Origin of the sequence: Oceanihabitans sp. IOP_32, from assembly GCF_009498295.1 — a bacterium.
In the GTDB taxonomy this organism is placed as follows: domain Bacteria; phylum Bacteroidota; class Bacteroidia; order Flavobacteriales; family Flavobacteriaceae; genus Wocania; species Wocania indica.
On sequence record NZ_CP040813.1, the window covers coordinates 1,912,265 to 1,924,631 of the forward strand.

The 12,367-nt window shown below is 36.4% G+C and carries 11 protein-coding genes; 6 read left to right on the forward strand and 5 right to left on the reverse strand.

The features are described 5' to 3' along the window. Positions 1-22 precede the first annotated feature (22 nt). The 6 genes from FEZ18_RS07920 to FEZ18_RS07945 all read left to right on the forward strand — a co-directional run bounded on the left by FEZ18_RS07920 (position 23) and on the right by FEZ18_RS07945 (position 7,434). Positions 23-709 carry a succinate dehydrogenase cytochrome b subunit gene (locus FEZ18_RS07920; RefSeq protein ID WP_153267826.1) on the forward strand — a complete coding sequence of 229 codons (687 nt, stop codon included), beginning with the start codon at positions 23-25 and terminating at the stop codon, positions 707-709. Between the two features lie 2 nt (positions 710-711). After that, on the forward strand, positions 712-2,727 hold the full coding sequence (locus FEZ18_RS07925) for a fumarate reductase/succinate dehydrogenase flavoprotein subunit (RefSeq protein WP_153267827.1): 2,016 nt from the start codon (positions 712-714) through the stop codon (positions 2,725-2,727). 10 nt (positions 2,728-2,737) lie between these two features. Beyond that, a complete protein-coding gene (locus FEZ18_RS07930) occupies positions 2,738-3,478 on the forward strand; it encodes a succinate dehydrogenase/fumarate reductase iron-sulfur subunit (RefSeq protein ID WP_153267828.1) in 741 nt (246 codons plus the stop codon). A 525-nt stretch (positions 3,479-4,003) separates the two neighbouring features. Further along, positions 4,004-4,765 (forward strand): exodeoxyribonuclease III, encoded by a 762-nt coding sequence (locus tag FEZ18_RS07935; protein ID WP_153267829.1) that lies wholly within the window; start codon positions 4,004-4,006, stop codon positions 4,763-4,765. A 40-nt stretch (positions 4,766-4,805) separates the two neighbouring features. After that, positions 4,806-5,765 (forward strand): OmpA family protein, encoded by a 960-nt coding sequence (locus FEZ18_RS07940; RefSeq protein WP_153267830.1) that lies wholly within the window; start codon positions 4,806-4,808, stop codon positions 5,763-5,765. A 631-nt stretch (positions 5,766-6,396) separates the two neighbouring features. Next, complete coding sequence (locus FEZ18_RS07945) at positions 6,397-7,434, forward strand: aldo/keto reductase (RefSeq protein ID WP_153267831.1); 1,038 nt, start codon at positions 6,397-6,399, stop codon at positions 7,432-7,434. A 400-nt stretch (positions 7,435-7,834) separates the two neighbouring features. On the opposite strand, the gene FEZ18_RS07950 is transcribed toward FEZ18_RS07945, so the two are convergent. From FEZ18_RS07950 to FEZ18_RS07970, 5 genes are all read right to left on the reverse strand, one after another. After that, positions 7,835-8,626: a heparin lyase I family protein gene (locus tag FEZ18_RS07950; protein ID WP_153267832.1), complete on the reverse strand. Its 792-nt coding sequence runs from the start codon at positions 8,624-8,626 to the stop codon at positions 7,835-7,837. Further along, positions 8,623-9,507: a hypothetical protein gene (locus FEZ18_RS07955; protein ID WP_153267833.1), complete on the reverse strand. Its 885-nt coding sequence runs from the start codon at positions 9,505-9,507 to the stop codon at positions 8,623-8,625. The genes FEZ18_RS07950 and FEZ18_RS07955 overlap by 4 nt, the downstream gene beginning before the upstream one ends. Positions 9,508-9,518: 11 nt before the next feature. Beyond that, on the reverse strand, positions 9,519-10,115 hold the full coding sequence (locus FEZ18_RS07960; protein WP_153267834.1) for a hypothetical protein: 597 nt from the start codon (positions 10,113-10,115) through the stop codon (positions 9,519-9,521). Positions 10,116-10,365: 250 nt separating this feature from the next. Then, on the reverse strand, positions 10,366-11,298 hold the full coding sequence (locus tag FEZ18_RS07965) for a heparin lyase I family protein (RefSeq protein ID WP_153267835.1): 933 nt from the start codon (positions 11,296-11,298) through the stop codon (positions 10,366-10,368). Positions 11,299-11,840: 542 nt separating this feature from the next. Next, positions 11,841-12,224 carry a PQQ-binding-like beta-propeller repeat protein gene (locus FEZ18_RS07970; RefSeq protein ID WP_153267836.1) on the reverse strand — a complete coding sequence of 128 codons (384 nt, stop codon included), beginning with the start codon at positions 12,222-12,224 and terminating at the stop codon, positions 11,841-11,843. Positions 12,225-12,367 lie beyond the last annotated feature (143 nt).

A 12,367-nucleotide genomic window follows, 5' to 3' on the forward strand; every position in this document is an offset into this window, starting at 1 on the left:
CTATAAACTAATTTTATAAATAATGAGCGGATTTTTTAAATCTTCAATCGGAAGAAAAGTAGCCATGGCACTTTCAGCTTTTTTTCTTATGATATTTTTACTTCAACATTTAACAATCAATATTTTATCTGTTTTTAGTGCAGAAGCTTTTAACGAGGTGTCTCATTTTATGGGAACCAATCCCGTAGTGCAATTTGCATTACAGCCTGTTTTAATTTTTGGTGTTATATTTCACTTTGTTATGGGCTTTGTGTTAGAGCTAAAAAATAAAAAAGCGAGAGGTGTGGCTTACGCAAGAAATAACGGGGCGGCAAATTCTTCATGGATGAGCAGAAACATGGTTTGGAGTGGTCTTGCCATTTTGGCCTTTATAATTTTACATTTTATAGATTTTTGGTTTCCAGAAATTAACACGAAATTTATTCAAGGCGATTGGTCTGGAACCATGGAAGGTATCAAAGGGTTTCGTTACCACGAGGAGTTAACACATAAATTTCACAGCACGGCGAGAACTATTGCTTACGTTGTGGCCTTTGTGTTTTTAACACTCCATTTATTACACGGTTTTACATCGGCTTTCCAATCTATGGGAGTCACAGCTGGAAGAAAGAAAACTTTACAAAACATTGGAAAGATCTATTCAATTTTAATTCCATTAGGATTTATTTTTATTGCACTTTTCCATCACCTTAATTACATATTATCATAGATATGGCAACACTAGATTCAAAAGTACCAGAAGGTCCAATTAAAGATAAATGGACAAACTATAAAAATCATATAGAATTAGTAAATCCCGCCAATAAACGTCATATCGATGTTATTGTGGTGGGTACTGGTTTGGCGGGAGGATCGGCAGCTGCTACCTTAGCAGAATTAGGTTATAATGTTAAAGCGTTTGCTTATCAAGATTCTCCACGTAGAGCGCATTCTATTGCTGCTCAAGGGGGTATCAATGCGTCAAAAAATTATATGGGCGATGGTGATTCTGATTACCGCCTGTTTTACGATACCGTTAAAGGGGGCGACTACCGTTCCCGTGAAGCTAATGTGTACCGTTTAGCCGAGGTCTCTGGTAATATTATCGACCAGTGTGTGGCGCAAGGCGTGCCTTTTGCTCGTGATTATGGTGGCTTACTTGATAATCGTTCGTTTGGAGGGGTACTCGTATCGCGTACGTTTTATGCTAAAGGGCAAACAGGACAGCAATTACTACTAGGGGCGTATTCAGCAATGAACCGTCAAATAGCGCGTGGTAAAATAGAAATGTTTAACCGTCACGAAATGCTAGATGTTGTAAAAATTGATGGTAAAGCTAGAGGAATTATAGCACGTAATTTAATAACAGGAGAGCTGGAGCGTCATTCTGCTCATGCTGTGGTTATTGCCACTGGAGGTTACGGGAATGTGTATTTCTTGTCTACAAACGCTATGGGATCTAACGTGACTGCAGCTTGGAAAGTACATAAAAGAGGAGCGTTTTTTGCCAATCCTTGCTTTACACAAATTCATCCCACATGTATTCCACGTTCTGGAGACTATCAGTCTAAATTAACCTTGATGTCTGAGTCCCTGCGTAACGATGGTAGAATATGGGTGCCTGCGAAATTAGAAGATGCTAAAGCCATTCAAGAAGGACGATTAAAACCAACACAAATTCCTGAAGAAGATAGAGATTATTATCTAGAGCGACGTTATCCTGCTTTCGGAAATTTAGTACCTCGTGATGTGGCATCTCGAGCAGCTAAAGAACGATGCGATGCGGGTTATGGCGTTAATGCAACTGGCGAAGCGGTGTATTTAGATTTCGCTTCGGCTATTGAGCGCTACGGAAAAGAACAAGCAAAATTAAAAGGCTTAAATAATCCTTCAAAAGAAGAGATTATAAAATTGGGCCAAGACATAATCAAAGCCAAATATGGGAATTTATTTCAGATGTATGAAAAAATTGTGGCCGAAAACCCATATGAAACACCAATGATGATTTATCCAGCAACACATTACACCATGGGAGGGGTTTGGGTAGATTATAATTTAATGACAACCGTTCCTGGGTTATATTGTATTGGAGAAGCGAATTTCTCAGATCACGGCGCTAACCGTCTTGGGGCTTCCGCACTTATGCAAGGCTTGGCAGATGGCTACTTTGTTTTACCATACACTATTGGTGATTATTTAGCAGATGATATCCAAACAGGAAAAATACCAACAAATACACCAGAATTTGATGCGGTTGAAAATGAAGTAAAAGAAAGAATTGAATTCTTTGTTAATAATAAAGGCTCAAAATCTGTTGATTATTTCCATAAAAAACTTGGTAAAATAATGTGGGATAAGGTTGGTATGTCCCGTAATGAAAAAGGTTTGAAAGAGGCCATGGCTGAAATTAAAGCGCTGCGAGAAGAATTTTGGAAAGACGTTAATGTGCCTGGAAATGCAAACGAAATGAATGCCGAATTAGAAAAAGCTGGACGTGTGGCAGACTTTTTAGAATTAGGAGAGTTATTTGCCAAAGATGCTCTAACAAGAAACGAATCTTGTGGTGGCCACTTTAGAGAAGAATCGGTAGAATTAGAGGGTGAGCAAAAAGGAGAGGCAAAACGTAATGACGAAGAATACGCGTTTGTATCTGCATGGGAATATAAAGGCGAGCCGGCCGATGCGGTTTTACATAAAGAACACTTAGAATTTAACGATATTGAACTGAAACAACGTTCTTATAAATAGGATTGACATTATGAATTTAACGTTAAAAATTTGGAGACAGAAAGACGCCAGCTCAAAAGGTGCAATGGTCGAATATAAAGTTACTGATATATCGGAACACATGTCTTTTTTAGAAATGATGGATGTTTTAAACGAGCAATTAATAAACACTGGAGAAGCACCTGTGGCTTTCGATCATGACTGTCGTGAGGGCATTTGCGGTATGTGTTCGATGTATATTAACGGGCAAGCCCATGGTCCAGATCGCGGTGTAACGACTTGTCAGTTACATATGCGCTCATTTAAAGATGGAGATGTTATTACAATAGAACCGTTTAGAGCAGCTGCTTTTCCTGTAATAAAGGATCTAGTTGTAGATAGAACGTCTTTTGATCGCATTCAACATGCTGGTGGTTACATATCTGTTAATACTTCTGGAAACACACAGGATGCTAATGCCATTCCAATTTCAAAACACGCTGCCGATGAAGCTATGGATGCAGCAGTTTGTATTGGCTGTGGAGCTTGTGTAGCAACATGTAAGAACTCTTCGGCTATGTTATTTGTTGGTGCAAAAGTATCGCAATACGCTTTATTGCCTCAAGGACAAGTAGAAGCTCCCGATCGTGTTAAAAACATGGTCGCCCAAATGGATTTAGAAGGTTTTGGAAATTGTACCAATACTGGAGCTTGTGAAATTGAATGCCCAAAAGGCATTTCTTTAGACACTATTGCGCGTATGAATAGAGAACTGATGAAAGCTAATATTTAATACGTTCAGTTTTTATAGGAATTTTACAATATATTAATTAAAAAGTCCAAACTTTAGTTTGGGCTTTTTTGCTTTATCTCACACTATCTATTTTAGGATTTCCTTTTTTTTAAAAGTCAACAATATAATCTTATACCAATTTAACCATATAATGTCGTAATAAATAGCTTCTTTTTTGCTTACTTTTCATCAAAAATAATTACCGTAACGATGCTATGCTATTTATTTTTCATTTCAATTAATCAAAAAATAATTCAATTTATTTACACGACATTACAAAGTTAAATTGGTATTAAGCATCAATACGGTGTTTTTAATTCAGCAAACATTTAAATAGTCTAATCACTGTGTCTTTTTGTGTTTGTTAATACTAATACCAGAATTTTATAGTATTAATGTATTTAATTATTTTAGCAGACTTAAATCCATTTTACTAGTATTAATACTAATACTTTTGCAATATGGAATTGTTAATTTATAATAAAAAAACAAATGCTTCTTATTAGAAGCGAGAAAAATAAAGGGATGAAAATTATATCTTATAATGTAAATGGTATTCGTGCAGCTGTTAATAAAGGTTTTGTAGATTGGTTAAAAAGTGCTGGTCCAGATGTCGTGTGTTTACAAGAAATTAAGGCTAATAAGGAGCAGTTAGATTTAAGTTTGTTTGAAGCGGCAGGGTACAAATACCATTATTGGTTTAGTGCTCAAAAAAAAGGCTATAGTGGCGTCGCTATTTTAAGTAAAACGGAGCCCGACCATGTTGAATGCGGTACAGGTATAGAATCTATGGATTTTGAAGGTAGAAATATTCGAGCCGATTTTAACGGTATTTCTGTAATGAGTTTATATTTACCATCGGGCACCAACGATGCCAGATTAGATTATAAATTTGAATACATGGATAAGTTTCAGGATTATATAAATGAACTAAAAAAAGATTTCCCAAATTTAATTATTTGTGGAGATTACAATATTTGTCATCAAGAAATTGATATCCATAATCCTAAAATGAAAGGGGTTTCAGGATTCTTGCCAGAAGAGCGTGAATGGCTCGGAAACTTTATAGATAGCGGATTTATAGATTCTTTTAGATTTTTAAATAAAGATGTACAACAATACAGTTGGTGGAGCTATCGCGCCAATTCTCGGGCTAATAATAAAGGCTGGCGATTAGATTATGCTATGGTATCAAATCCATTACAAGAAAACATCAAAAGAGCCGTTATACTTTCGGAAGCTGTGCACAGCGACCACTGTCCAATTTTGTTAGAAATTGAAAATTAATAGAATTTATTTCGTTTAAAATTTTAAAAACTTGAGAGTTATGATTAAAAAAATCGTTTTTGCTGTATTAACCCTAACACTAGTTTCCTCTTGTGTATCACCTAAAATATATAAAGAATTAGAAAGTAAATATGCCAATCTAAAACAGGAAAATAGAACGCTTTCTGAGGAAAATGAAGCTCTTTTAAATGCGAAAAACAGTGCCGAAAATGAATTAAAGCAAGTTCAACTGGCTTACGACGAAGCTGTGGCAGAACGCGATAAATTACAAGCCGATTACAACGCAACAAAATCTAATTTAGATAATTTAAAGGCATCGTATAGTGCTTTAGAGAAAAACAGTTCGGCGGCTATTGCAGCAAATTCTCAGAAAAACAGGGAGTTATTAGCGCAGTTAGAGGCCAAAGGGCAAGCATTGTCTGCTGAAAATGCGCGCTTAGAAAAGCTAAAAAGAGAACTAGAAGATCGTTCTAATCGCGTAGCAGAGTTAGAAAGTCTAATCGCGGCAAAAGAAGCAGCCATGACGGCCTTAAAAAATGCCATTTCAAGAGCCCTAACCGATTTTGAAGGTAAAGGCCTAACGGTAGAACAACGCGACGGAAAAGTTTATGTGTCTATGGAAAATAAATTGTTATTTAGCTCAGGAAGTTGGGCCGTAGGTGCAGAGGGCCGAAGAGCTGTACAACAATTAGGTGCGGTTTTGGCAGACAATCCAGATATTGCAGTTTTAATTGAAGGTCATACCGATAATGCCCCTTATATGGGAAGTGGGAATTTAAGTGGTAATTGGGATTTATCAACCAAACGCGCTACTGCTATCGTTAAAATATTAAAAGAGAACAGCGCTATTAACCCAGAAAATTTAACAGCTGCTGGTCGTGGGGAATATGCACCCATCGCTACAAATGAAACGGCAGAGGGTAAAGCAAAAAACCGACGTATAGAAGTTGTTTTAACTCCAAAATTAGACGAGCTTTCTAATTTATTAAAAGAGTATTAATATCGTGGTATTTTTAATACTATGTAAAGCGTTTCTAACCAAGATGCTATTGTTTTATTAAAAAACCGCAACAATTTGGAAGACGAACCTTTTGAGGCTATTTGGTAATCCATCTGCTTTAGGAGCTCGTCTTTAAAATTATAGTGCTATAAAAAACCTTTAAAAGCTAATCATTCTTTTAAAGGTTTTTTATATTTACAAAAGGTTTGTAAGCCTGAGCGTCCTATAATTAAAATTGTTTATCCGTTTTTTGCCACAAAATTAAAAAATCTGCATGACCTACCTGCTTGCAGTCAGGTCTCTGTAATCTATGGGAAATAAATAGCAGCTCAACAGTGAACTGTCTCGCTGATTTCGCTGAATAAAAATAATTATTTGTTTCGATAATGAAATAAAAGTGTCAATGCATCGTAACAAATTATACCAATTTAGTTTTGAAATGTCGTATTATTAATTTGAATTATTTTTTGTTCAGATGAGATAGAAAATCAAAGCATAGCCTGAGTTATGGTTTTATTTTATACCGAAATATGAGCGAAAAAGAAACAAATTATATGCGGCATGACATGGCTAATTTGGTATTGTGGGATTATGACAGCTTACTGATAAGTACAAATTAAAAAACACTAAAATGAAATACACAACACTACCAAACACCAATATAAAAATTAGCAAAATATGCCTAGGTACCATGACTTGGGGAAACCAGAACACACAAGACGAGGGTTTTGCTCAAATGGACTATGCCTTAGATCGAGGTATAAACTTTTTTGATGCTGCCGAGTTGTATCCTGTACCTGCAACTCCAGAAAGATATGGGCATACCGAAACCATAATTGGCAATTGGTTTGCAAAAACGGGCAACCGCGATAAGGTGATTTTAGCTACAAAAATTGCTGGTAATGGGGATTACACAGCGCATATTCGTACCAATGGCTTTGCACCAGAAGCCCTTAAAGATGCTGTAAACCATAGTTTAAGGCGATTACAAACCGATTATATTGATTTGTATCAATTGCATTGGCCAGAGCGTGATACCAATTATTTTGGCGTAAGAGATTACCAACACCAGTCTGATGAGGCATGGCAAGATAATTTTAATGAAGTGCTGCACACGCTAGAAGAATTAATTAAAGCTGGAAAAATTGGTCATATCGGGATTTCAAACGAGAAAGCTTGGGGAACCATGCGTTTTTTAGAAGAATCTAAATTTAATAATTTACCAAGAATGGCAACCATTCAAAATCCATATTCCTTATTAAATAGAACCTTTGAAGGGGATTTAGCCGAAATCTCTTTCCGAGAAAACATAGGTTTATTGGCTTATTCGCCTATGGCATTTGGCGTATTATCGGGTAAATACATAAAGCAAACGGCGGCAGATAATGCGCGCTTAAAACTGTTTCCAAGGTTTTCGCGTTATTCTAATACGCAAGCCACCGAGGCGACTAAACGTTATTTAGAAATTGCAGAAGCACATAATTTGTCTTTAGCACAAATGAGTTTGGCTTTTGTAACCCAACAACCCTTTGTAACTAGTAATATTATTGGAGCAACTAATTTAGAACAACTCAAAGAAAATATTGATAGTATCGAGTTGGTTTTAGGTGAAGATCTATTAACTGAAATAAATGAGGTGCATGCGGTAATACCCAATCCAGCGCCTTAACTTTTGCGAAAACAAAAGTTTTATAACACGAAAATTTGTGTCATAGCTCTTATAATGCAAACAAAAAAAGACCAAAACGATTGCTTTGGTCTTTTTATATTATGTATGTGTTTGTTGCTTAGAAAAAGTAACCTACAGAAACTTGATTTAATATTAGAACCTTCAATATCGTTAATATCGCTTAGCCCTAAGTTATATCGTGCATCAAAGTTTAAACCAGACTCGAATTTATAACCTAATCCAAAATTAAGACCAAAATGGATACCAGGAGTTACATTTTTAAGATCTATGGATTCAGAGCTAGTTAATGTTGTAATTCCTAACACTCGTTTTATAGTTCAATCCTGTTTATAAAGCAATGTTCTCGGTAGCTTATTAACCTCCCGACCTATGGAGTAGTTTAATCTATAGATTCTTTCTTAGAAAAAACAACATTGTCGATCCATAAATGTGTGTCTTCATTGAATCCAGAATTAGACCAGCCTAATAAATATCCAAAACGGTAGCCATGTTTTTCATTCGCCGCATAATTATCCAGCAAGCCCTCATTATTCATTAATAATTTGTTGTTTTTCCAAAGCTTTAAAGTTCCTTTTTTGTTTGCTGTAGCGGCTTGAGCATATACTTTAATTCTCATCCATTTTCCTAAATCGGATGCATTGATAAAATCTTCAATTTTCTCACCCTTCGGACCTACACCTTGACCGGGTTTTGCCCAATCGGCAATGGCAACAGACATGCCTTTACCATTTTGCCAAGCAGAAACACCTACTTTTTCTGCATTACCATACTTAGTATGCCATAAACGAAGCATTTTGTTATTGTCGGAACTCGTGGCATCTCTATGATGATAATTAGAGGGGATAAACAAATCGTAGCTTAGCCAAAGTTCAGAATATACGGTACCTAAATCAAAACGTAATTCGGCAAAAGCATCTTCACTTAAATCGTGACTTCCAATATATGTAAAATTGGCAGCAGGGTTTCCGTCTTTTTCTACTACGCTTACCCTTACTTTACTTCCCCATTTGGCATTGCCTTGAGTAAAGGAAAAATCGCCACTACTAAAATCGTCGGCAAAAATAATACCGATATCTTCTTGTTCTGCTACCTCATTGTTTGGTGGTTCTGTGCTATCACAACTAGAAAGTAAGGCAGCGGCGACACATAGCGTTATTAGATGTTTTTTCATTTTAACAAACTATTTGTTGAAACCGTAAATTGATCCATAAGCCAGTCTGTATGTTCTTCATAGGGTGGGTTGATCCAACCCATAATATAGCCTTTAGCCCAGCCATTTGGGCCCGTTGATGGGAAGGGCATATTGATATCTTTTAATTGATGAATTAGTGTAAATTCCGCTTCGCTTTCCCATCGTCTGTAAGTTTCAATTAGTGCGTCGTTGGTATTTTTACCTGTAGAAGCTTTGGCGCGCAGCACGATTTGCATCCAGCGGCCTTGGTCTTCTGGATAGCTAATCCAAGGTTGTGATTGCATATGTCCTCCAGTACCTCCAGCACCACCTTCTTTGTAAACTATAGTAAGTGTGCTACCATTTTGGCCATCATTCCAGGGATTCCAAATAACCGTAGGGCCTGTCCCTTTTGTAGAATAACCGTCCATCCAAAGTGCGAATAGTTTTTGGTTGGTGGGATTGCTGGCACCGTGTTTAAAATTAGTAGGCACTCTAAGCCAATATTTAAACCATATTTCGGGATAGGCACCGCCTAGGCTAAAGCGCTGCTCGGCCCATTCTTTTCCTGCAGGGTAGTGAAATCTTAAGCTATGGGCGCCGTCTTTGGGGGTCCAATCTCTGCCATCGGGTTTAGGATTGTTAATTTCTCCATTGTTCCAGACTGCAGCCTCGTTGGTTACAATTGAGGTTCTGTTATTATTAGCCCACTTGAATCCATCGGCGTTTGTGGTTAACATATTGGCTGATTCGAAAGAATCGTAAAATAGGACATTTTCGGGTTCAGGATTTTGTTCTAGATTTTCTGTTGCGTTATCACTGTTGCAACTCATAAATAGTAAGCTAGAGATCCCTGTAAATAGTATTATACTTTTTTTCATTGTTATGTAGTTTAATTTCCTATAAATAAATTGCCATCCTCATCTTTTTTGGTGGGTGGGTTTGCATCTGTAGCTATAATTACATCATCTATATACATGTAGTTGTTAGGCGGGTTCTCGTTGTTCCAGTAGGTAAACAGGTAAAAATAATCTATAACTCCATTGGCTTCTGTAATGGTAGGCACATCGGTACGGTCGAATATAATTTTACCATCTCGCCAAATGCGCATTCTGCCTTTACCGCCATCATCAACAGGTACATTATCGATAAACAAATACATTTCGTAAGTTTCCCAAGTAGCTCTTGGTATAGGTGCGCCATTATAAACATTCCATTTGTTATGAATTTCTTTAATACAGCGTAAAACAGATTCGGGACCATCGGCTTTATGGATATACAAATCATTATAGCCGCCATTTTTGCCTGTTCCTGTTTTGTTATGTAAACGCAAAAACTTCATCCACGGGCTTGCTGTAAATTGGAAATTACTTGGCCAGAAAGCTTTTAAACTCACCCAAAATTCTCCGCCTTTTGGTATATTGGGTTTAATAGGGATAATGCCGCCCCATTTACCAAAGCCGCCTTTATTGCCTTCGCGAATTTCCATTTTAGCTGAGGTTTTGCCAGAATAACTTTGCTCGGTGCTTGCCGTGGTGTTGCCTGCGGCATCGAAAGGTTTGGAGTTTGATAATGATGAGCCGTCTTGATAAGACTCGAAATCATCGTAAAAAAAGGTGTAAAAGATAGTTCTTCTTCTTTTATAATAGTGTTGTCATCTTTGCTTGAGCAATTTAGAAAAGCAATTGATAGTATTATTAATAGTAGGATGGTGTTTTTGGTCATTCTAACGATTGAGGTTAAAAGTCTGATACTCTTGTTTTAGTGGAAATATAAGGTCTTCCACCATCGTCTAGGGTATTTGGTGCCCCATACCCCTCTAAATCACTGGCAATTATTATGTCGTCTATCCAAAAATCGGTTCGACCGGCTTTGCCATCTGTCCAAGGTACACCGTTCCAATAATCGCCAATGCCCCAATCTTTTACGGATGATCCGGGTGACATGGTTGGGCCGTTCATTTCGCCTAAGAACGTATCGTTTATCCAAGCTCTAATAAATCCGTCGGATTCGCTAGATATTTTAACTGCCATTTGAAGCGAAAACCATTGGTCTCGCGGTAAATTGGCTTCTAGATTGGTTAGGCCATGCCCAAATTCGGTAATGATGCGCATGGTGCCAGAACCATCACCCAGGCTTCTTCTATAGGCTTGCGGATTAAAATAAACTCGACCTGTGCCGTTTGTAGGTGAGATAACCAACCACTTTACGCGATTATTACCATCTTTGTTTTGTCCGCAGGCCTCTGCGGCTGCACGGTCGCCTTCGCCTCCATATTTGTAACCAAAACTAAAGGAACTGGGTATGTAGTGCATGATTCGAATCCAAATAGTTTTTCCAGGGGGAACACGTAAATTTTCATCTAAAAGTGTTCGGCCAGCAAATCTGTGGCTACCAGAACAATCGGGTAATACGCCGCCCGGATTGGTAGAAATTTTTATGCTTTGTTCGCCTGAAAAAGATTTGGAGTTGTCGTGTACACTTTTGGTCCAATTTAAAAAACTGTTGCCTACAGCACTGTTTTCCATATCGTAACGGAGTAGGGGTACATAATTAACTTGAGTTGGTACTTCTGAGTCGTTATTTGGTGTATCGTCGCTTTGACAACCCATATTGAAAATCAATAAAGTTGCAATTAGGGTTAAAAATGAAAGGATTTTAAAAATTTTCATTATTGGATGAAGTTTGTTTTAACTTAACATAACGATAAGGATGCGTTAAAATTGTATAGACGGTAACAGTTATTATATGCAATTCCTAATAAGCAAGATAGGTTATTTTATTGGGATGATTCGAATGCTTAATGGGTGTAAAAAAGATTTTATAGATTAAAGAAGAGACCAATCTAATTTAGATTGTGTTTACAAAAGCGCCAACTTATAGAGTTTTAAAGACAAAACATGTATTGTGTGTATAGTCCAATTTCAAAAATATAGCTTAACAAAAACACTAAAAAAAATGAAGCGCTCTTTTGATACCTGTTTAGGTTTGAAATACCACAATATTAATTTGAGTTATTTTTTAATCAGATAAGATAAAAAACCAAAGCATAGCATTGGTTATAGTGTTTTTTATTACAAATATGAGCAAAAAGCACGGCAAAGCACATCATGAACACTTATTTATAGAATAGAAAGATGTGAGTAAACACATTATAGACGACATGACATGGCTAATTTGGCATTTAATAAAAAAGCATAATTTACCAGGAATTTTAAATAAGAATACTAAAAGAATTGATCCAAAATAAAGCGGCTTCATGTGTAGAAAACACTTTGTATTTGTATTTATGATTGCTCGCAATCGCACCATAAAGCGTGCCAATGGCAGCTGTTGAAGGGTTATTTATTATTACAGCACTTATGAGCAAATCGTAGTTATCTACAAACTTATTTTTTTCTTTATTGAATGCTTGTATATCTGCAAAAGAAAATTTGGCTGATGCTTCTGTTGCATCTATAATTGTTTTTAATATTTTGGGGTAGCAGTTTTTTTTATTAAAGCTGCTTAAATAATCTATAATTTCTTTTCGACTAATAGGCCCTTTAAATTCTGTTTCTAGGATACTCAATTCATTGTTAAAAGTGGAAGTTATCATGCAGAAATTTTTTTAACAATTTAAGAATAAGAGAGTCTTTTCATTAAATAAATTAGATATTAAGTTCACGTAAATATATAGTTTTATTTATAGAGAAAAAAATCTTGATTTTCTTTTTTTAGTCATTTTAAACAAGAAATGGT